The following is a 20,785-nucleotide window of genomic DNA, read 5'->3' as shown; positions in this document are numbered from 1 at the left end:
CCTACGCGCCAAGCCCCACATCGACGATAGCGGTGTAAGGTAGTCAAGTTTGTAGGAAGTCTAATGCGTCACGGTGAGCAGGAGGCAGAAGGTGCTGTGGCCTCTTCGCTGGAGGAGTGCCCGCTCGGCCATTGCAACCGGTAATCGCCTCCAACGGCGAGGAGACACCGATGGTGCGCTGCGGGCTTTTCGCCGCGCCATGGACTCAGGCGATCGTGATGGTGCGCCTGCCGGCGCCTGGTGGACCGCCACCTTGTTGCATCGCTCGGGCAATGACAGCGACGCTTGCGCGTTCTACGAGCTTGCCATCGAGTCCGGACACCCAGCTTGGTCATTGAGAGCAGCGCTAAATCTGGCGATGCTCCAGGAAGAGATCGGCAACGCCGGAGAAGCCCGCAAGCTGTACGAGTGGGCGGTTAACCACGGAGATCCGACGTGCAGTGACGGCACAGACATCTTTGTCCTCCGTGCCGCAACCAAGCTGGAGGTGCTGCTGAGTCGCCAGGGCAAGGATGCGGAGGCTCGCGTGGTCTACGACCGGGTGACAAAGGGAGTGCGGGAACAACAAGCCCGGTTCGCGATAAGCCGAGCGACCGAACTGCGGGCACGCGGCGACGTCCAGGGTGCAGCCGCCTCGCTTCGCGAGGCGATCGACCTCAAGGTTCCCACCTTGTCTAAGCGGGCAGCAGAGATGCTGTCAAGGCTTCAGACGCCGTAGCGGGCGAGTATATTGGAGCGAATTTCCCTGTTCGCTAGAACTTGTTGGGTGCCGGCTCGTTTGAAGGACGTGCCCTTGCTTAAGGACGCAACTTCCAGTGCAATCAGGTTCAACGCTGCCACCACCGCGGTTTCGCGTACGGCAGCGTCGGTGATGTTGTAGACGTCCGCGTCGTCGCCGGCAAGGTACGCCGTTACGCCTCCGACCGCGGCACGGCGCATGGCCGTCCGATTCTTCGTTCGCCGCTCGACACTTTGGCCAGGTTCCTCCCTGGCGTCCTCTCATGCCACTGAGCGCAATTGTTGCCAGCCCTACCTGAACTGAACCGACCAGACCGCTACAGCCGAGGGCAGGACCAGCGCAGACCGACCTGCCTCGCCTGGTGACCGTCAAGCAGTTCCCAATTGGCCCGGCTCGTGGCGCACGCTTCGAACGACCGGATCGTATGGTGGTGAGCTGAATGCAGATCGCAGGCGTGTACAAGCGGTGCGGCTGTCGAGGCGGTGCCGGGCGGCCGCCGAACAGCCGATGTCCGCAGCTGTGGAAGCGAGGACACGGCAGCTGGTACTTCCGGATCGAAATGCCACCAGCCCCCTGACGGACGCCGACGACAACTCCGCCGCGGCGGTTCGGCTCGCATAGGTAGCCGCGCGGGCAAGCCCGCGGCTACCTATGCGACCCCGGCGGACATGATCCCCGCCGGCTACGGTCACCACCGCGCAGTGACTGCAGCTATGGCTGGACATCCGGGTGGGGCGGGCGAGGCGATGCTGCGCGGCTACCACCAGCACATCCGCGCCTACTTGATCTCCTACCTGGGCGGCCGCCTGCTCAACGAGCTGACTGGCGCCCACGTCCAGGCGATGTTCAGGCCGATCTCGACCGCGAGGATGAGGCCGGCGGCGACGGTGACCGCTGGAGCGGCTCGCGCGGACGACCTCGCGGATCGTGGCGAGCGGCACCATGCGGAGACTGGTGACCAGCAGGACACCGGCGAGGGCGGCGAGGGGGATCCGGGAGACGAGCCCGGTGGCGGCGTAGATGACCGCGAGGATCACCAGGGCGTGCGCGCCCCTGAACGGACGTTGACTGCTGTGCGGGCGATCGCGCCGGTCGCGGGCATTCCGCCGAACAGGCCACTGACGATCGAGGCCACGCCCTGGCCGACGAGCTCGCGGTCCGGGCGGGTGGGCCCGACCGGCGGGCCGCCGCGGGTCATCGTCGCCGCCACCCGGGGCGGACAGCAGGGATTCGATGGCCGCCAGTGCGGCCACCGCGACGATCGCTCCGGCGAGGTCGTGGGCCACGCCGAAGCTGAAGTGCGGCAGCGCGGGGGTCAAGCTGCTGGGCAGATTCCCGATGCGGGGCACGGGAGCGTGCGTGACCTCGGTGGCAACGGTCGCCACGGCCGCCGCCACCAGTGAGGCCGGGATCCCGCGGTGCAGCTTCGGGAGGAGCACGGTCACCACCACGGTGGCGACCGCCGCCACCGTCCAGGCCGTCACGCCGCCGTCGGCCGCCGTGAGCGCGGCGCCCGCGCCCAGCAGCGGGTTCCGGCCCGCCGGCGCGGTGGTCCCGACGGCCGCGGGGATCTGCTGGAGGAAGGTGATGCAGGCGATGCCGAGCGTGAAGCCCTCGGCGACCGGCCAGGGCAGGTAACCGACCAGCCTGCCCAGCCGCGCCGAGCACGACCACGCCGCCGAGGATCGAGACCAGCGCCACCGACGACGTCCCGTGGACGGCCACGATCGGTGCCAGGACGACGGCCATGGCCCCGGTCGGGCCGGAGACCTGGACCGGTGAGCCGCCGAACACCGCGGCCACGATCCCGGCCACCACGGCGGTGATGAGCCCGGCCGCGGCGCCGGCGCCCGAGCTGATGCCGAAGGCCAGCGCGAGGGGCAGGGCCACCACCCCGACGGTGAGGCCGGCGAGCAGATCCGCGCGCAGCACCGGCGCGCAGGTCGTAGTCGGCCCGGCCGGAGAGCGGCTCCCGGGCGGCCGCGAGGCGGGTCACGCCCGGGCCGTGATCGCGTCGAGGAGGCGAGGTGCTGGGACAGGTGCGACGCTTCGCAGTCGGTCACTTCCAGCAGCCGGGTGACCGGGGGCCTTCCCCGCCGGCCGCGGCCAGCACCTCGAGCACCTGGATCCGGATCGGGTGGGCCAGGGACTTGAAGAGATCGGCTTCGATCCGCTGCAGCGGCTCGGTCGTGCGGGCTCGGGCGGGCATCGGCACCGTGTCCGCGTCGGACGTGATCCCGGATGTCACCTCGCCGGCGTAGCGATGGCTGAGGCCGTCGGTCAGTCGATGCCTTCGATGATGCGGAAGTCGCGCTCGAAGCCGTCGGGGAGGGCTGTCAGGGCCTTCTGGTAAGCCTCGCTCTCGTATGCCGCGACGGCCTGTTCGAAGCTGTCGAACTCGATCAGGACGACGCGTTGCGCGATTCCGGCTTCGTGGGCGACGACTCGGCCGTCACGGGCCAGGACCCGCCCGCCCCCGGCTTGGACGGCCGGACGGGCCGACTTGTTGTAGGCAGTCAGCCTCTCCGGGTCGGAAATGGCGGGGTAGACGCTGACCCAGTAGCCCTTGGCCATGGAGACCTCCTGTGTTCGGCCGGACACGTCCGACTTCGGATTCGCGGGGTGTTCGGGACGAGATGCATAAAGGATTCATATAAATAATGTATGCTTCACCCATGAGCCGTCAAGACGCCACTCCGGGCGCTTCCGCTGCGATCGGGTCGGCCCTCTACGGGCTGGCCACCAGGGCGGTGAGACGCCTTCCGCGCGATATGAGCATCACGTCCGCCGCCACCCTGGCCACCCTGCACAGGTCCGGCCCGCGACGGATCACCGAGCTGGCCGTGATCGAGGGGGTCACCCAGCCCGCGATGACCGTCCTGGTCCGGGTGATGGAGGAGTCCGGACTGGTCGAGCGGCGAGGCGACGCGTCGGACAAGCGGGTCACGCTGGTGCGTCTGACCGAGGCCGGCGAGTCGTACGTTCGGACCCGGCACCAGGCGGGCGTCGACGCGTTCGCGCGGCTGATCGACGAACTCGCCGACGACGAGGTCGAGGCCCTGGTGGCGGCGCTTCCGGCGCTCGCGCACCTGGCAGAGCTCGAAAGCCAGGACCGAGAAGGGCCGAAGCGGTGACGGAGCGCACCATGGGGCGCTCCGAGGCGCGGCTGCTGGTCCCCGCCCTGATGTTCATCGCCCTGGTCGTGGCGGCGGTCGCCAGCCTCGGGGCGCCGCTGATCACCAGTGTGGCGACCACGTTCCACGTCTCGCTGGACAGCGCGCAGTGGACGCTGACCGTCGCACTGCTGAGCGGCGCCGTCGCCACGCCCGTCCTGGGCCGGCTCGGAGCCGGCCCGCACCGGCGGGCCACGATCCTCGCCACGCTGGCGATCGTCGTCGCCGGCAGTGCGCTCACCGTGCTGCCGCTGCCGTTCGCGTGGCTGCTCATCGGCAGGGCGGCCCAGGGCGTCGGGCTCGGTCTGACGGCGCTGATGATGGGCGTGGCCCGGGACCACCTTCCCGAGGAGCGCGGCACGGCGACGATCGCCCTGATCTCGGTCGTCTCGATCATCGGCGCCGGCGTCGGCTACCCGCTCACCGCACTGCTCGCCGAGATCGGCGGCGTGCGGGCCGCCTACGGCTTCGGTCTGTGCGTCACCGCTGTCGCCTTCCTGACCGCTTGGCGTTCCCTGCCCGCGGCTCCCGAAGGCCGCTCCGCTCACGTGAACGTGGCGGGCGCGCTCACCCTGGCGGGCGGACTGTTCCTCGTCCTGTTCCTGACCGGCCAGAGGAGCCTGTGGAGCCGTCACCTCGCCGTGGCGGTGGTCCTCGCCGTCGCCGCCGTGCTCCTGCTGGGCGTCTGGACCGCCTCCGAGCTGCGCAGCAAGACGCCCCTGGTCGATGTCCGGGCGGTACGGCACCGGGCGGTCGCCGGAGCGAACATCGCCATGTTCGTCGGCGGGAGCGGCATGTACCTCCTGCTCACGCTCATCACGCGGTACGCGCAGACGCCGCACAGCGCCGGCTACGGCTTCGGACTGACAACCTTCGTCGCCGGGCTGGTCCTCGTCCCGTTCTCGGTACTGGGCTTCGTCGCCGGCAAACTCACGCCCCGGGTCCGGACGCTGATCGACGCACCCGTGCTGCTGGCCGGCAGCGCGGTCATCGTCGGCGGCGGGTTCGTCCTCTTCGCCGTGGCCCGGTCGAACGTGGCCGAGCTGCTCGTCGCGATGGGTGTGCTGGGCTTCGGCGTCGGCAGCTTCTCGGCCGCGATGCCCGGCGTCATCCTGGCCGTCACCCCCAAGAGCGAGACATCGAGCGCGATGAGCTTCAACTACGTCGTCCGCAGCGTCGGGTACTCCCTGGGCAGCGCGACCGGCGGCCTGGTCCTGGCCACCGGCACCGGTCAGCTCTTCCCGGACGACCACGCCTACACCACCGCAGCGCTGGTCGGCATCGCCGCGATGGCGGTCACGACGCTGGCCGCCCTCACTCTCGCCCGCCGACGCCCGCCCGAGAGCAACCCCACCGTGGCCACGGTCAGCGTGCCGAAGCGAGACCGGTCGAGCCGATGACCGGCTCGCCGGAGGCCCCGCCGCCTGGCCGGCGCCCGCCTGGTGGGCGCGGAAGAGGCGGTCGAGGTCGCCGCCCGGCGCGTGCTCCGCGACGTCGGCGCCGCGGAAGGCGTCCGCGGTGATCCGACCGGCGCCGGCCGGGCTCCGCTCAGCGGCGGCGCCACGACTCCGTGGCGCCGCGTCGAACAGCGCGGCGTACTCGGGGACGGCGTGCCGTATGCCGCACGACCGCGCGGACGAGCGGCGCCACGGCACCAGGGGCATCGGCGGGGCGCCGAGCCCGGCCCACCGGACGCCCAGGCAGAAAGACGTAGCACCGCCAGACGTACCGTTGCGGCCGAGCGGAGCAACGGACGCTGGGCCACATGGACAGGGCGGCCCGGACGGATCAAGATGTGGGTGGGTGGACGGGATTCGGGTGATGGGATGACGGCGGACGACCGCGGCGTGGCGGCGCGACGGGACCTCACGAGCTACGTGGGGCACGCCGAGGACGAGGACGAGGTGCGGCGCCTGCTGGGCGAGGCCCGCCTGGTCACGCTGACCGGTCCCGGCGGGGTGGGCAAGACCCGGCTCGCCGGCCGGGTCGCCGGCTTGGTGACCCGTGCGTTCCCCGACGGCGTGGTCGTGGCCGGTCTCGCCGAGGTGCGCGACGGCACCATGGTCACCCGCACGCTCGGCGACTGCCTGGGCCTGCACGACACGGCCGCCCGGACCGCCCGCGACACCGTGCTGGCCCACCTGCGCGAGCGGCGGGTGCTGCTGCTGCTGGACAACTGCGAGCACCTCGTCGCCCCCTGCGCCGAGCTGGTCGATGTCCTGCTGCGGCAGTGCCGGAACCTGGTGATCCTGGCGACCAGCCGGTGTTCGCTGGGTGTTGCCGGGGAGCGGGTCATGCCCATCGCGCCCTTGGCGGTGCCGCCGGAGAGTGCCCTGACCGTCGAGGACGCGATCTCGTACGACGCGGTGCGGCTGTTCGTCGACCGGGCGGCCGAGGTGCTGCCGTCGTTCCGGCTCACCGAGGACAACGCGGCCTCCGTGGTGAGCCTGTGCCGGCAGCTGGACGGCCTGCCGCTGGCCGTCGAGCTGGCCGCGGCGCGCATCCGCGTGCTCTCGCCCGGCCAGATCGCCGACCGGATGAGTGACAGCCTCGCACTGCTGACCACCGGTGCGAGATCACTGCCCGAGCGCCACCGCAGCCTGCGGGCCACCATCGAGGGAAGCCATTCCCTGTGCACGGATGTCGAGCGCGCGGTCTGGGAGTGCTGCTCGGTGTTCGCGGGTGCGTTCGACCTGTCCGCCGCCGAGGACGTCTGCGCGGCCCCCGGCCCGGCGGGGCTCGACAGTCTCGCGGTGCTGGATGCCGTGGACGGTCTGGTCGACAAGTCGGTGCTGCTGCGCGTCGAGGGGGCGACCGGGGTTCGCTTCCGGATGCTGGAGGCCCTGCGCGAGTTCGGTCAGGAACGTCTGGCCGGGGCCGGGATCGCCGAGGCGGTCGCCCGGCGGCACCGCGACCACTACGCACGGATGCTCGACCAAGCCGACGCCGAGTGGTTCGGCCCCCGGCGCGACGTCTGGTTCGCCCGCTTGTCCGACCAGCACGCGGACATCCGGGCGGCGCTGTCGTGGTCGCTGCGCGACCCCGGCGAAGCCGAGGTCGTCCTCCGGACGGCGAGCGGCGTCATCGAGTACTGGATGGCCCGGGGCGCCGCGTGGGAGATCCGGGAGTGGCTTGACCGCGCGCTCGCCGTCGCCGCCGAAGACGTCCCGGGCCGGGCGAGGGCAGTGGCCCGCGCGGCTCTCTGTGCCGCCCTGCACGCGGACCTGGACGGGGCCAGGAACCGGCTGAAGCTGGCCGAAAGCACCAGCGACGAAGACGCGGTTCCCTACATCCGCCACGTCCGGGCGTTCGTGGCGTTGCTCGCGGTCGAGCCGCACGCGCTGGAGAACGCCGCCGAAGCCGTGCGGATTTTCGGTGAGCGGGGTGCCACCCGGCAAATGCTGCACCCGATGTTCATCCAGGCGGTGGCCACGGCGTTCCGCGGCGATCTCGCCGGCGCCCGGCGCCTGCTGGAGGAGATGCTGCGGCTGTGCGAATCGGCGATGGACGAGTCCTACCGGTCCATGGCCCTCTTCGGACTGGGCACGGCCGAGATCATCTTCGGCGGCGACCTCGACGTCGGCGAACGCGCGATGCGCGACGCGCTGGAGATCGATCTGCGGGGGCCGGACGTGCTGTCCGCGGCGTACCGGGTGGACGGGCTGGCGTGGGCGTCGGCCAAGCGGGAGGACTGGCCGGCCGCGGCGAGGTTGTTCGGTACGGCGGCGACGTTGTGGGACCGGTGCGGAGCGGAGCCGGACATCGCCGTGTCGCTGGCCCACCGGGAGCTGCTGCAGGCCACTCGCGGCGCGCTGGGCGACGCGCGGTTCGAGGACGCCTTCGCCGAGGGGCGGCGGCGGAATCCGCACGACATCCTGGCCCCGGTGGACCCGGCGTCCGGGGGTGGCCACGACGAGCCCGCCGAAACCGCGGTGTTGCCGCCGCTGACCCGGCGCGAGTCGGAGATCGCCAGGCTGGTCGCGACCGGGCTGAGCAACCGCGAGATCGCGGTGCGCTTGGTCATCGCCCAGCGGACCGCGGAAACCCACCTCCAGCACATCCTGAACAAACTGGACCTCGCGAACCGGACCCAGATCGCCATCTGGGTCAACGAGCAGCTCGTGACCCGGACGGGACCCGGATCCGGCCCGAGGTGATCAGCCCAGCGGGCAGGTGCCCTGGTACGTGGCGATCGCGGGGTCACCCGTGGGCAGCGGGCAGAGGAACTGCTCGTACCGGGTGTCCTCGTCGACGAAGCGCTTCAGCCAGGAGATGCTGTACTCCGCGATCGTCGTGTTCGGCTTGGTCGGCGCCAGGTGCCCGACACCGGCGAGCAGCAGGTACGCCTTGTCCAAAGAGGACGGCAAGCTCCGGTAGAACGGGCGCGAGAAGGTCCCGTCCGGGGCGATCAAGTCGTTTTGCGCGCTCACGACGAAGGTCGGCACCCGGATGTCGGAGAACGTCGTGTTCGGGCTCCAGCCGGTGAGCGGGATCGCGGCCTTCAGCGTGGGCGCCTTCCGGGCGGCGATCAGCGTCCCGCCACCGCCCATCGAGTGTCCCATCACGGCCAGCCGGTTCCGGTCCACGCGCCCCTTGGCCTGACTGGAATCGGTGACGTGACGCAGCGCCGCGAGCAGCTCTTCGGAGCGGGCGTCCGGGGTGTCCCACACACTGTTCGTGGCGATCGTGATGACGACGAAGCCCTGCGACGCGAGTCGTGGGCCGTACCAGGCGATCGCGGCTTCGGTCTCGAGAAAACCCGGCGCGACCGCGACGGCGCCGAACGTGCCCTGGCTGCTGTCGGCCGGGAAGTAGATCGTTCCACCACCGAAGCCCTCGGCGGCGCCGACCTTTTCCGTGGCGACCGCGAAGGGGCCGTGCTCCGCTTCGACGGAGGCTTCGGTCGGAGCCGGTCCCCGCGCGAACGGGTTGTCCCCGGCCAGGTCCGGCGACGCTGCCGCCGTGCTTGCGCCGGTTACGCCCGAAGCGCCGAGCAGAACAGCGCCCAGAGCGCCGGCAACCCATGACTTCCCTCGTGCTTTCCGCGACATTGCGAACGTCCTCTCGGCAATCCTCCCCGTGGACCACGGGAGGCTCAGGTATAGCGATCGCCTGGGCTGCCGCGCGTCGGAAGAATTACGTATCCGCGATCAGCCGGAGCCGAGGAACGGGGAACGCGCGCGGACCGGGCCTCACCGCAGGCAGAGAACTGTGTGCCTGGTGATAGAAAAGGGAAGGTCGCGCACGCGGCCTCACCGGACCTGCGCCGGCAGCGCGGCGGCCGGGTCTTCGGCACCGGGGCGCCGGTCGCTGCTGTCGGTCAGGCCGCCTGCGCCGCGGCGGACTTCGCGCGGATGGTGAGGAGCCGGTCGGCGCGCACGGCGATACGGAGGCTCAGCTGTTCCTGCGGGTTGTCCAGCCGGGCGCCGAACAGCATCCGAAGCCGGCGCATGCGGTTGCGCGCGGTTTGCGGGTGGACGCCCAGCCGGGTGGCCACCTCGGGTGCCCCGCCGCGGGAGGCGAGCATGGCACCGAGGGTGTCGACGAGCTTTTCGCGCTGGTTGGGGGAGACCCCGGACAGTGGCGCGAGGCTCTGGGCAGCGAGGGCGCCGGTGAGTAGTTCGTCGGCGAGCAGCCAGTGCGTGGTGACGTGGTCGGGCCAGCGCAGGATCGAGTCGAGCGGGACCAGCCCGTGCCTGCGCAGCGACCACGTCCGCCGGGCCCACTGCAGCGAGGTCGCCGCTTCGGCGAGGAGGACGGCCGGCCCGACGGCCGCCGGTGTGTCCCCCAGTACATCCGCGGCGTCCGCGTTCTCGGGGAGCAGCAGGTACGGGTGCTCCCCGGAGAGGTCGGCCAGTACCTCCGGGGCGAAGGACGCCGGCCGCGTTCCCGGCGGGACGACGACGGCGACGACGCGCTCCGGAGGCGTCCATCCCGCGCGCGCGGCCAGGTCCGTCCACCGGGCCGGTGGGTGGCCGGCCATCAGTTCCCGGAGCAGGTCGCGGCGTAGATCGACAGCCCGCGGTGCCTGGGCCGCGCGGAAGGCCGCGGTGGAGACGCGGGTCAGGACGTCGACGCAGCGGAGCACCGCCTCGACACCGGCCGCGACGAAGCCGTCCGCCGGGTCGGCGTGGCGGCACAGTTCGGCGACGACCGGCAACGCGCACCGGCCGCCGGCCTGATAAGCGTGGGAGAGCCGGCCGAGGTCGCCGCCGGCGACGTGTTCGGCCACAGCGGCGCGACGGAAGGCGTCGGCTCCGGCGGCGATCCCGACCGGAGTGCCCGGGTCGGGCCGGCCCAGGATCAGCGCGACGAAGTCGGTGGCTGTCGCGTCGAACGTGGGTGCGTGGTCGGGCAATGCCTGCCGGATCCCGGCCACGACCGCGCGAGCGATCGTCGCCGCGGCTCGGTGGGCGAGGGGCTTCGGCGAGGGCATCGTCGACCTCCGTAGCTGGCTGGCGTGGCTGGAGAGCCGAGTCTGGCCGGAACCGGCCGCCCTGTGCGTCGGGTGAATTACGTATTCACAGGTACGTAGGCCCGGTGAACGGGGGATACCAGCCCGCCGCACAGGGACGCCATACGTTCGCTACACGTCTGTCACGGCAGCGCCGCCACGACCTCGTCGAGGAGCCCGGCCAGCTCGGCGGGCCGGGTCAGGAACGGCGAGTGGCTGCCGGGCAGGTGCCGGACGACACCCGTCAGCCCGTCCGCGACGGCGCGCTTGACGATCGGTTCGGGCATGGCCCGGTCGTCGTCGCAGACGATCAGCGCGGACGGGGTGTCCCGCCACGCCTCGCGCGTCAGCTCCTCGGTGAACGCCTTCGCGCTCTGGGGCCGCAGGTGCGCCACCGCTTCCCGGGCCCGGTCCGCGGGGACGTCGTGGTAGAGCGCCGTGAGCGGATCGGCGCCGGGCACGAACTCCGTCTCCGGCGGGAACCACGGCCCGCCCAACGGGGAGACCAGGGATTCGCCCGCCTTCAGCACGTGCGCCGCGAGGTAGACGAGCGCACGGACGTTCGGCGCCGCGGCCTCGGTGGCGGGGATGCCGCCGTAGGAGTGCGCGACCAGGGTCACCGGGCCGTCGATCGCGGCCAGGTGCGCCTCGATGGCGCGGGCGTCGGCGTGCATCCCGGCGGCCGGGTCGGCGGCCGTGCTCGGCAGGTCCACAGCGGACACGGCCCAGCCGCGGCCGGCCAGCTCGGGCAGCAGCGGCTCCCAGCACCAGGGTCCGTGCCAGGCGCCGTGCACGAGCACCAGGTTCTTCGGTTCGGCCATTCGTCCTCTTTCACGCGGTGAACAACGACCGGGTTCCGGCGTGCCCGAAACCCGTTTCTTCGTAGAGCGGCACGCTCGGCGTGCAGGAAGGCCGTCCGCGCGCCGAGGGCGTACCCCTTGGCGCAGCGCGGCGGCGGTGGCGGCGCGGCGGCGGAATCGCGGTGGCACGCCGATGGTCGACACGCCGACGCCGAACGGCCCGGCCGGGTTCGGCGAACAGGGCCGTGGACCGTGTCCAGGCCCGCGCGCCGGTCGGTTCGGTGCTCGGTCACGCCGCCGAGTCTCCGGCCCGGTTGCAGACGATCGGTAGGGGGCACGCGTTCGTCGTGTCGGTCACCGGGCGGGTTCCAGCGGGGGGCGGGCTTCCGGCACGGCTGAAAGTCAGGCGCCCAGGCTGGTCTTGATCGCCGTCTCGGCTGCGGTCATCGCCAGCTTCCCCGCCATCGTCATCGCCCACTGACCCGCCTTCTTGAGGTGGGCCGCGACCCCCTTCTCGTCGCCGATGCGGGCCTGCTGCTCCGCCGCGGCCAGCTGGGCCACCGACTCGCGCTGGGCGTCCGTCGTTGCCCAGGTTTCCAGGGCCTCGCGCAGCTCCGACAGGTTCTCCGCCAGCTCGCGTAGCTGCGTGACCGTCGTTTCCGTGTGCGTGGTCGTCGTGTCGCCCGACTTCGTCGTCGTGCGGTCGCCGACGTGGACCCGGGCGTGGCCCGCCGCCACCGGGCCCTCCACGTCGCCGCCGATGCTGATGTTGCTGTTCTCCTCGTGCTTCATCACGTGACCTCCGTAGGCGTTGACGTTCAGGGCACCGGCGCCGCGGTAGTACTCCTTGAGCCGGTCGATCTCGTCGTACAGGCGCTTCTCGCTCTTCCAGCGGCGCGTGGTCGCCTGGAGGAGCATTTCGCCGTTCGACGTCTGGTACTGCGGGGCCGGCAAGCCCAGCAGCGCGTGGCGCCGGGCCAGGTCGCTGCTGTGCGCCCAGTGCTCCTTGGCCGCGCGGATCTGCAGCTGGCACTCCTCCCAGTCCTGCCGCTCCAGCGCGTGCTCCGCGTGCGCCCAGGCCTGCCACCCCTTGAAGTGCGCGAGTTCCATCGCCCGCGCCGCCTGGACCTGCTCCGGCAGCGACGTCGCGGCGCCGCGCTTGCCCCAGGCCTCGTGCAGAACCACCGAGTCGTCGACGTAGACCAGCGCGTCGCCGACGTTGTCCGCCTGCATCTGGCCGAAGAACGACACGAAGCGGATCATGATGTCGGTGTAGGCGAACTGGTCGTCGAGCTCGCGCAGGAACTCCTTGAGAGTGTTCTGGGCCCGCGGGTCGGCCCCCGCGGCGCTCTCCAGATCGTCCTTCAGCACCCCGTACTTCGAACGCGCCTCTTCGAACCACTCCTTCGCCGTCTCGTACTTGCCGCGCTGCATCGCCGCCACGCCGTCGAAGAACTCGATCTTCGTGACGGTCAGCGCCCTGGTCACGCGGCCGATCTCGTGCTGCGGGAACGCACTCGCGTGGAGCTCGGCGTAGCACTCCGACGCGTGTTCGAGGTGGATCTTGCCCTCGACCAGGTTGCCGCCGAGGATGTGCTCCTCCGCCTTGTTCTGGCAGATCTGGCCCTGGATCAGCAGGATCAGCCCGGACGCCGCGTCGGACGCCCCGGCGAGGCGGTCCCGGTACTCCTCGCTGGTGCCGGGCCGGTCGAGCTGCTTGCGCGCGACCGACCGCATCACCTGGTTCAGCTTGATGACCTCGTCGAACAGGTCGCGCGAGTCGGCGAACTCCTGCCGCGCGGCGCGCGCCCCCGCCAGCGCGGTGAGCCGCGACTCCAGCTCGACTTCCGTGGCGTAGTAGCGGTCGAACTCCTCCGGGGACAGCTCGTCGGCCAGCTCGTAGCGTTCGAGCTCGGCACCGAGGTCCGACACCGGTATGGGCCCGGTCACGGTTCACCTCCCGGCAACTCCTCGACGACGAACGGCGGGCTGTTCGCGCCGCGGTGCACCCAGATCCGCGTCCCCGGTGCGGGCGAGTGGTCGATCACCCACTTGTTGAGCGGCCGCCGCACCCATTCTTCGAGCAGCGGGCTGCGGATCTGCCGGGCGCCCAGCGCCGCGCCGTCGCCGGCCAGCTCGGCCGTCACGGCTCGCTCGATCGCCCGCCGGTCGAAGACCAGCTCGTAGCCGCGCGCGCCGGCGGAAGCTTCGAGCTGGGCCAGGAACTTCGCCACGATCCTGACGATCACGTCCCGGCGCAGGATGTCGAACACGACGATGCCGCTGCCGAGCCGGCCGAGCAGCTCCGGCCGGCGAAGTTCCGTCGTGAGGTAGGTGGTGACCGCGGTCCGGAAGTGCTCGCGCACTTCGGCGTACGGCGGGGGCAGATCGGGCGAATAGCCCGACATCAGCCGCGGCAGCTCGCTCGCGCCCAGGTTGGAGGTGAAGACGACCACCGACTGCGAGAAGTGCGCCGTGCGGCCCAGCCCGTCGGTCAGCCGGCCGTCGTCGATGATCTGGAGGAACTTGTCGAAGATCTTCGGGCTGGCCTTCTCGATTTCGTCGAACAGCACCACGCTGAACGGACGTTCGAGCATCCAGTTCGTGAGCAGGCCGCCGTTCTCGTGCCCGACGAACCCCGGCGGCGCCCCGGTCAGGCGCTCGCTGGCGTGCTCCTGGCTGAACTCGCTCATGTCGAAGCGCCGCAACGCGTTCTCGTCGTCGAAGACCAGTTCGGCGATCGCCTTCGCCAGCTCCGTCTTGCCGACGCCGGTGGGGCCGACGAAGAAGAACACGCCCTTGGGCCGGGTGAGGGCCGCGTCGACGTCGGCGACGAAGTCCAGCCCGATCCGCGCGTTGACCAGCATGTCCGACACCGTGCGCACGGCCGTGTCCTGGCCGATCACCCGCTCGGCCAGTATCTCGTCCGCGCGCCGCACCTTGGCCCGGTCGAGCTGCTCCCACGGGTCGTCCTGCAGGCCGAACCGGTGCCGCATCACCAGCCGCCGCGGCGTGGTGACCGGGATCGCGGCCAGGCGCGAGGTCGCGGCCAGCGCGCGGATGTCCAGGATCGTCATGCCGTCGCACAGGTTCGCCAGCGTTGCGGACGCGCGTTCGGCCTCCCCGGCGGCGAGGTCCGCGGCGGCGTGGAACCGCGGGAGGGTGGTGCGCAGGAAGGCGGCGCGCTCGGCGGTGCCGGGGTGCGGCACCTCGATCACGGCGACGTGCGGGTTCTGCCGGTGCACCCAGTCCGGCAGCGCGCCGAGCTCCTGGCTGACGAGCACGACGATGTTGCGCACCGGCTCGCCGTCGCCGCCGGGCGCCGGCACCGCCTCGGTGATCATCTTGCGCAGGCACGCCAGGTTGGCCTGGTGGCGCTCCTCGTTGGCCCCGTCCTCGCCGAAGATGAGGTCCGCCTGGTCGATCACCACCGCGGCCGCCCGCTCGTCCTGGACGAGCAGGTTCCGGGTGGCCGCGAGCAGGTCCGCCGGGGTGCGCACGCTCGGCCGGGCCGCGGCCGCCGCCCGGGCCAGCAGGGCGGCTTCGGCCTCGCTGACCCGCCGGCCCCGTTCGGTCGCCCCGGGCGGGGGAGCGGGTGGTTCGGCGGCGCCGGTGTCCACCCGCGACTGGACGAACTTGCGGCTGTCGTCGTCGGCGTAGCTGAGCCCGTCGACGAGGTCGTAGCGGGTGACCACGCGGAAGCCCGCGACGGTGAGGAACGCCGGGAGTGCCGACGGCAGCGGCTGGAAGACGTCGTCCCACAGTACGAGGTCGTCGATGTTGCCGTGCAGCACGAGGTGCCGGCCACGGTGGATTTCGTGGTAGGCGCGGGCGAACCAGGTCGCGGCGGGCGCGCTCACGGTTCGCTCCGGCGGCGGTCGTCGCGGGTGACGGCGGTGCGGCGCGCAGCAGGCGGCGGCCGGTTGCCATCGTCGTCCCAGGTGACCGAGCCGGGGTCGAAACCGTTGCGCCGCATCGACGAGTTGAGTTCTTCGGCCAGCGTCTTCAGCGACGCGCAGGCCCGCCCGTCGAGCGGGCCGGTGGTGTCCCGCAGGTAGTTGACCCGGTGGTCGTCGGGGCCGTCGTCCTCCACGACGACCATGAGTGCCTCGCCGCGGTGGCGCCGGGCCTGCATGCCGATGCTGCCGTCGGTGCCGTGCACGAAGGACGCCCGGTTGACCGCGAACCCGAGCGCGGGCAGGGCTTCGATGATCGAGCCGAGCATTTCGCGGCGTGCGGACAGCCGTTCGATGGCCGTGTCCAGTTCTTCTTCCAACGCGTCGAGCCGGTGCGCGAGCCGCTCGGCGAGCGCCAGCGCCTCCGCGGGCCGGTCGGCGGCGAGTTCGGCCCGGACGGCGTCGAGCACCTCGCCCGCGACCGTGAGCGAACCGAGCGGGGTGCGCGCGGCCTGGGCGTCCGCGGTCAGGCCGGCCAGCCGGGCGGCCAGCTCGTCGAGCGTGGCCTTGGCCGTCCACGAGCGTTCGGCGTGTTCGGCCGCGCGGGTCGTCACCGCCAGGTGGTGCGCGCGCACCTGGGTGAGCACGGCTTCGACGTGGCGCTCGAACGCGGCGATGTCCCCGTGGTCCAAGGCGTTCGCGAGCGTCGCGACCGCTTCGTCGACGACGGTCGCGGCGGCCGGCTCGTAGCGGATCCGCTGCTCCGCGTCGAGTTCGGCGAGCAGGCCCCGGACGGCGGCGAGCTGCCCGGTGGCGTGACGGGTGCTGCGGCGCAAGAGCTCGGTGGACGCCGTGACCCGCAGCCGCTCGGCCACGTCGAGGGTCCGCACGGCGGCGGCGATCCCGGCGTCGTCCACGGCGGCGTCGATCGCCCAGCGGGCGCGCTCGAGCGCCTCCCGCGTCGCCGCCAGCTCCGCGGGGGTCGCCGCGGGCTGCCTGCTCAGCGCCTCGCACCGGGCGGCCACGGCGGCCACCTGCCGGGTGAGCGTGGCGCGGGCCTGCTCCAGCGCCGCCTTGGCCCGTTTCTCCCGGTCTTCTTCGCGCCTTCGCTCACGAGCCAGGCGTTCTTTCTCCAGGCGCTTGCTGATCAGCTCGCTCGTCCGCACGATGCTGTACTTCGGCGATCTGCTCACGTCGTCACCGGTCCTCGGGCTCGGAGCGGGGCACCAGGCCCAGCACGCGTTCGAAGTTCTTCCGGAAGTCCGGGACCGGCGGGACGCCGAGCCACTGCACGCCGCCGTCGGCCAGGAGCTCGATCTGCAGCCCGCTCCCGGTGTCGGGCCCGGCCAGCTCGGCGGTGTGGCGGCCGGTCAGGTCGTGGACGCGCTGGTTGGCCGACCCTCGCCAGCGCAGGTCGCCGTGCCGCGCGGCGACGTACGGCCCGTCGACCAGGATGTCCACTTCGGACAGGAGGGTCCGCGCCTCCGGACCGCCGTGGCGCCGCAGGTGCTCCAGGGTGTGCCCGGTGTAGCAGAGCACGGAAAGGTCCCGGCGCGTCCGGACGGCCGAGACCAGCTCGGCCAGCGCGCCCGCCTGCGCGAACGGCTCGCCGCCCGAGAGCGTCAGGCCGTCCGCGCCGGAGCCGGCGATCTCTTCGGCCAGATCCGCGACGGCCACCCGGTGCCCGCCGTCGAACGGGATCCACTGTGGACTGATGCAGCCCGCGCAGGACAGCGGGCAGCCCTGCACCCACACCACGAACCGGGTGCCGGGGCCCAGCACCCGGCAGGCCGGGTGGGTCTCGGCGACGGTGACGAAGCCCCCGGTGGTCACAGCGCCGACAGGATCGTGGAGACGATCATCAACGTGACGATGACCGTGAAGACGGCGATGACCGCGATGGCCCACGTCGGCAGCTCGCGGAACCTCTTCGCCGGCGTCGGCCGCGGCGCGGGCTGGTTCGGCGTTCCCCGCTCCACCTGCCAGCGGGGCTGGGGTGCCGGGGGCCAGGACACGGGCGGCGGGGCCCACACCGGCTGCCGGCCCTGCGCGGGCACCGGATACGGGATGGCGACGGTCGCGATCCCGGGCGGCGGGAAGTGGTCGCCGTGCCCGGCCGCGCACTTGGCGCACCAGGGGCACGCGCCGAGCGTGTGGTGGTAGTTGTGGTGCTCGTTGCGGCGGCAGCCCATCAGCTGAAAACCGACCTGGTCGAGCGCGTTCGCCCAGTCGGCGGCGGACGGCCGGGCGCCGGGATCGCGGTGGCCCTCGCCGAAGCAGGCTCGGGCGAGGTCGAGCACGCGCGGCGGCAGGAAGTCCGGCGGCATGCCGTCCGCGACCGCCGTGAACCGCTCGGGGAAGAGGATCCGGTTGTTCTGCATGCGGATGTTGTCCGCGGCGGTGCCGTCGGGGCACGCCGGGTCGGCCGGGACGCCCTCGAACGGGTGCTCGCCCTCCATCAGGAGCTGGCAGACCAGGATCGCCAGGCCGAAGTCGTCGTGGCCGGGCCGCAGCTGCGCCACCGCCCCGCTGCCCACCTCGGGCGCGGCGTACTCCGGCGTCAGCTTGGTGCAGCGGTGGGCTTCCCCGGTCTTCGGGTCGGTGAACTGCACCGTGTCGCAGTCGACCAGGGTGACGTGCCCCGTGCTCGACAGCACCAGATTGGTCGGGCTCAGGTCACCCATCACGATGCCCGCCTCGTGCAGCATGGCCAGCAGCCGGGCGACCCGCGCGGCCACCGTGACGACCATGCGCCAGGTGGGCGCGTCGACCGCGGCAAGCCGTTTGCGAGGGTCGAAGAGGTGGGTCAGGGGCGCCCCTTCCACCAGGGGCATGAGGAAGCCGCGCGCCAGCCCGTCGGGGTCCCACAGGATCTCGCGCGGCCAGGCGACGTGCATGTGCTCGGCGTGGTCGCCGCGCCAGTGCGCGGGCGCGGTGCCCATCATCGCCGACAGTCGTTCGCCGGTGTACGGCGTCGGGTCGAGGTAGATCTTCGCGCAGAGGTCGGGGGTCTCCGCCAGCCGGAAGATCTGGCCCTCGGCGCCGCCGCCGAGCGGTTCGCCCAGCTCGATCACCCGGCCGGTGGACATGAACAGGGTCATGGCCGCCGCACCGCCATCACGATCGTCTTGTCGTCGCTCGAGGTGACGGCGAACTCGGGCGACGCGAGCTTCGCGCCGAGCTCGCGGCCGTCGACGCGCTGGTCGCCGAAGAGGTCGAAGTAGGCGCGGAACTCCGGCGGGGCGAGGTAGCGCAGCACGCCGTCGCCGTCCTGCCGCGCGCTCAGCAGGCCTTCCGCGACGCCGTCCGAACACAGCGCGAGCGCGCTGATCCGGTCGTCGAGCAACACGCCGGTGCGGACGTGCTCGTCGCGGTTGCCCGAGGTCAGGAAGGTGGTCACGCCCGCGTGCTCACGTTCCGGGGCGCTCACCACCAGCGCGGGGTCGCCGGGCCGCCGGTCGACGACCAGGAAGCAGTCGCCGACGCTGAGGTAGCCGAAGTACGGCGGTGCGGCCACCACGGCGAGCAGGGTGGTCGCGAATTCGCGGCGCAACTGCTCGACCGGCGGTGCGCCGGCCGGGTCCGCGGCCCGCGACTTCAGCGCCGCCTCCTGGACGGACCGGTCGAACCACTGGAGGCAGGACCGCCGGAAGGTCCGCATCGCCGTGCGCCAGCCCGCGATCCCGGCCGGGAACCCGGCCGCGCCGAAGACCGAATCGGCGGCCTCGGCCGCCGCGAGGACGGCGAACTGCGCCCCCTCGTCGGAGCGGCCCCGCGAACCGGCCCCGTCCGCGACCGCGTACAGGCAGGCGCGCGTGCCGACCGGGTGGACGAGCCAGCGGTCCTGGTTGGGCAGGCCGGCCCGCTCGTGGCCGGGGCCGATGACCGAGGCGACGGTGATCCGCCAGCCCGCGCTTTCCCCTGTGGCCCGCATGTCAGCCGTTGCCCTGCAGGAACTTCGTCATCCTGGCCACCATGTCGAGGCGGTCGTTGACCTTCCCGTACACGGCCTCCGCCGGTTCGGACCGTGCCGATGCGGCCGACGCGGATTCGATGCTGGCCGAGACGAACTTCAGCACCTCGGCGAAGTTCAGCCCGGCGAGCAGCTTCCACGACGCGGGCGCGAGGCCGCTGAGCACCTCCTGCTCGGCGCCGTCGACGCCGAAGGCGAAGAACAGCAGGTGCTTCCCGGTCTCCTGCTGCCGGATCATCGGCGCCAGGTCGCGCCACCGGTCGCTGCGGTACCCGCGTTCGTCGGTCGGCACGCCGTCGGTGATCAGGTAGACCAGCGGCCGGCTGGCCAGCGAGATGCCGCCCGAGCGGAGCTGCTGGCGGCGCGTCGCGAGCAGGTCGAACGCGTACTGCAGGGCTTCCACCATCGGCGTCACCCCGCCCGCCTCCAGCTGGACCGGGCAGAACCGCGAGACCGGCACGTACGGCTCGGGGGCCGGCCCGACGACCTGCCCGCTCGGGTCGACGGCGACGACGTGGTCCTTGCCGAAGGTCACGAGCGCGATCTCGCCTCGGCTGCTCAGGTGGTCGTCCTTCATCAGTTCGGCCCGCCACGAGGCGAGCGCGCGGTTCAGCTCGCCGATGCGGTCGCCCTCGGCCATCGAGGACGACGTGTCGACGACGAGCGTGATCAGGATCCGGCTCTTCGCCGGCTGGACGGGCAGGGCGTCGCGCACCGACGCGGGCGGCTGGGTCACTGGTGGAACCCCTGTTCTGATGCGGGTGAAATCGTCAACGGGGCGGCGGGATCGCCGGTGAACTCGACGCCGACGGCGTCCCCGGGCAACACGCCGGTGGCCGAACTCGCGCCCCAGACGACGACGTCGCCAACGGCCACGTAGCCGCCCGGTGCGCCGACGTGGGTACGGGCGACGGCCCGGCCGCCCGTGTCGCGGACGAGCCGGGCGAGCTCCGGCAGCGGGGCGGCATCGACGGTGTCCAGCACCACGACCGCCGGGGTCGGCGGGGCCCACGGCGCCGCCCGGGGCACGGCCACCGGCTCCCGGGGGCGGGGAGGCTGGAATTCGGGCGCCGCAGGCACCGGGCGGGCGGCGTACGGGTCGGTCATGGGGACCCCCAGCCCACCGGAGTACGACGCGATCGCCGGGCGAGCCCGGGATTCGCGGTGGCGCCGCGACAGCAGCCGCGGGCCGGCCAGCAGAACGACGGCGAGGAGGCCACCGGTCACCAGCGCGGCGGTCCAGGCGAAGGACTCCGCCGGGATGCCGGCGTCCGAGACCCGCGGGCCGGAGCTCAGCACCGTCAGGTCTCCGGCGGCCTGCTGGACGTCTCCGGCGACCGGCTCCCGGTCCTCGACGACGGTCAGGTGGTCGAGTTCGGGCCGGGGGCAGTACCCGACGTCCGTGGGCAGGTCACTGAAGGCGGCCTTGTCATTTCCCGGCTCGGCAGCCGCGCACACTTTCCCGGCCCCTCCCGCGACGATGAAGATCATTTTTCCGTTGAAGGGCTGATGGGCGGCCAATTCGTCGTCGATGTTTTGCTGGGTGTAGGGCGCGCGAAGATCGATGACCAGTGCTCGTACCTGTTCATCGGACCGGAAGAGGATTCCGGCCAGCACGGACACGGCACAGGTGATCAGCACCGCAAGCACTTGCCACCAGCGGCGCCACGTCGTCGGCACGGCGATCAGCTGCCTTCCTGGCGATGGGTTCGAGGGCAAACCGGCATTCCTTCCGGCGAAGTCGTATCAG

General features: G+C 72.1%; 19 protein-coding genes and 1 pseudogene. 4 read left to right on the top strand and 16 right to left on the bottom strand.

What is annotated here, in order from left to right:
- Positions 1–73: 73 nt before the first annotated feature.
- A complete protein-coding gene (locus tag ACH54P_RS10710; RefSeq protein ID WP_489912207.1) occupies positions 74–718 on the top strand; it encodes a hypothetical protein in 645 nt (214 codons plus the stop codon).
- On the opposite strand, the gene ACH54P_RS10705 is transcribed toward ACH54P_RS10710, so the two are convergent.
- From ACH54P_RS10705 to ACH54P_RS10685, 5 genes and pseudogenes are all read right to left on the bottom strand, one after another.
- A complete protein-coding gene (locus tag ACH54P_RS10705) occupies positions 706–939 on the bottom strand; it encodes a hypothetical protein (RefSeq protein WP_489912206.1) in 234 nt (77 codons plus the stop codon). The genes ACH54P_RS10710 and ACH54P_RS10705 overlap by 13 nt on opposite strands.
- Positions 940–1,107: 168 nt before the next feature.
- Positions 1,108–2,373 (bottom strand): SulP family inorganic anion transporter, encoded by a 1,266-nt coding sequence (locus ACH54P_RS10700; RefSeq protein ID WP_489916383.1) that lies wholly within the window; start codon positions 2,371–2,373, stop codon positions 1,108–1,110.
- Positions 2,374–2,464: 91 nt separating this feature from the next.
- Positions 2,465–2,629: pseudogene (locus ACH54P_RS10695) on the bottom strand (SulP family inorganic anion transporter); the annotation flags it as partial.
- Positions 2,630–2,798: 169 nt separating this feature from the next.
- Entirely contained in the window at positions 2,799–2,987 is a 189-nt protein-coding gene (locus ACH54P_RS10690) for a hypothetical protein (RefSeq protein WP_489912205.1), read from the bottom strand.
- 32 nt (positions 2,988–3,019) lie between these two features.
- Complete coding sequence (locus ACH54P_RS10685) at positions 3,020–3,313, bottom strand: DUF1330 domain-containing protein (protein ID WP_489912204.1); 294 nt, start codon at positions 3,311–3,313, stop codon at positions 3,020–3,022.
- Between the two features lie 101 nt (positions 3,314–3,414).
- Between ACH54P_RS10685 and ACH54P_RS10680 the strand changes: the two genes are divergently transcribed.
- The 3 genes from ACH54P_RS10680 to ACH54P_RS10670 all read left to right on the top strand — a co-directional run bounded on the left by ACH54P_RS10680 (position 3,415) and on the right by ACH54P_RS10670 (position 8,069).
- The gene (locus ACH54P_RS10680) at positions 3,415–3,873 is read left to right on the top strand and encodes a MarR family winged helix-turn-helix transcriptional regulator (protein WP_489912203.1); all 459 of its coding nucleotides are present in this window, start codon (positions 3,415–3,417) and stop codon (positions 3,871–3,873) included.
- A gap of 11 nt (positions 3,874–3,884) precedes the next feature.
- Positions 3,885–5,312, top strand: coding sequence for an MFS transporter (locus ACH54P_RS10675; RefSeq protein ID WP_489912202.1), 1,428 nt, complete (start codon positions 3,885–3,887; stop codon positions 5,310–5,312).
- Between the two features lie 426 nt (positions 5,313–5,738).
- On the top strand, positions 5,739–8,069 hold the full coding sequence (locus tag ACH54P_RS10670) for an ATP-binding protein (protein WP_489912201.1): 2,331 nt from the start codon (positions 5,739–5,741) through the stop codon (positions 8,067–8,069).
- Here the strand turns inward: ACH54P_RS10670 and ACH54P_RS10665 are convergent, their stop codons facing one another.
- The 11 genes from ACH54P_RS10665 to ACH54P_RS10615 all read right to left on the bottom strand — a co-directional run bounded on the left by ACH54P_RS10665 (position 8,070) and on the right by ACH54P_RS10615 (position 20,754).
- Complete coding sequence (locus ACH54P_RS10665) at positions 8,070–8,963, bottom strand: dienelactone hydrolase family protein (protein WP_489912200.1); 894 nt, start codon at positions 8,961–8,963, stop codon at positions 8,070–8,072. It abuts the gene before it with no gap.
- 269 nt (positions 8,964–9,232) lie between these two features.
- Positions 9,233–10,348, bottom strand: coding sequence for a helix-turn-helix domain-containing protein (locus ACH54P_RS10660; protein ID WP_489912199.1), 1,116 nt, complete (start codon positions 10,346–10,348; stop codon positions 9,233–9,235).
- A gap of 161 nt (positions 10,349–10,509) precedes the next feature.
- Positions 10,510–11,187, bottom strand: coding sequence for an alpha/beta fold hydrolase (locus ACH54P_RS10655; RefSeq protein ID WP_489912198.1), 678 nt, complete (start codon positions 11,185–11,187; stop codon positions 10,510–10,512).
- 381 nt (positions 11,188–11,568) lie between these two features.
- On the bottom strand, positions 11,569–13,116 hold the full coding sequence (locus tag ACH54P_RS10650; RefSeq protein WP_489912197.1) for a hypothetical protein: 1,548 nt from the start codon (positions 13,114–13,116) through the stop codon (positions 11,569–11,571).
- Complete coding sequence (locus ACH54P_RS10645) at positions 13,113–15,026, bottom strand: AAA family ATPase (protein WP_489912196.1); 1,914 nt, start codon at positions 15,024–15,026, stop codon at positions 13,113–13,115. The genes ACH54P_RS10650 and ACH54P_RS10645 overlap by 4 nt, the downstream gene beginning before the upstream one ends.
- The gene (locus ACH54P_RS10640; protein WP_489912195.1) at positions 15,023–16,255 is read right to left on the bottom strand and encodes a hypothetical protein; all 1,233 of its coding nucleotides are present in this window, start codon (positions 16,253–16,255) and stop codon (positions 15,023–15,025) included. Before ACH54P_RS10640 ends, ACH54P_RS10645 begins: the two co-directional genes overlap by 4 nt.
- A gap of 4 nt (positions 16,256–16,259) precedes the next feature.
- On the bottom strand, positions 16,260–16,895 hold the full coding sequence (locus ACH54P_RS10635; RefSeq protein ID WP_489912194.1) for a 4Fe-4S single cluster domain-containing protein: 636 nt from the start codon (positions 16,893–16,895) through the stop codon (positions 16,260–16,262).
- A complete protein-coding gene (locus ACH54P_RS10630) occupies positions 16,892–18,163 on the bottom strand; it encodes a protein kinase domain-containing protein (protein ID WP_489912193.1) in 1,272 nt (423 codons plus the stop codon). Before ACH54P_RS10630 ends, ACH54P_RS10635 begins: the two co-directional genes overlap by 4 nt.
- The gene (locus ACH54P_RS10625; protein ID WP_489912192.1) at positions 18,160–18,996 is read right to left on the bottom strand and encodes a PP2C family serine/threonine-protein phosphatase; all 837 of its coding nucleotides are present in this window, start codon (positions 18,994–18,996) and stop codon (positions 18,160–18,162) included. The genes ACH54P_RS10630 and ACH54P_RS10625 overlap by 4 nt, the downstream gene beginning before the upstream one ends.
- Before the next feature lies 1 nt (position 18,997).
- Positions 18,998–19,771 (bottom strand): vWA domain-containing protein, encoded by a 774-nt coding sequence (locus ACH54P_RS10620; RefSeq protein ID WP_489912191.1) that lies wholly within the window; start codon positions 19,769–19,771, stop codon positions 18,998–19,000.
- Positions 19,768–20,754: a hypothetical protein gene (locus tag ACH54P_RS10615; protein WP_489912190.1), complete on the bottom strand. Its 987-nt coding sequence runs from the start codon at positions 20,752–20,754 to the stop codon at positions 19,768–19,770. Before ACH54P_RS10615 ends, ACH54P_RS10620 begins: the two co-directional genes overlap by 4 nt.
- Positions 20,755–20,785 lie beyond the last annotated feature (31 nt).

This window comes from Amycolatopsis sp. N2S4-7, from assembly GCF_058119595.1.
The sequence above is the reverse complement of the archived record's forward strand: the minus strand, read 5'-3'. Positions and strand labels throughout refer to the sequence as shown.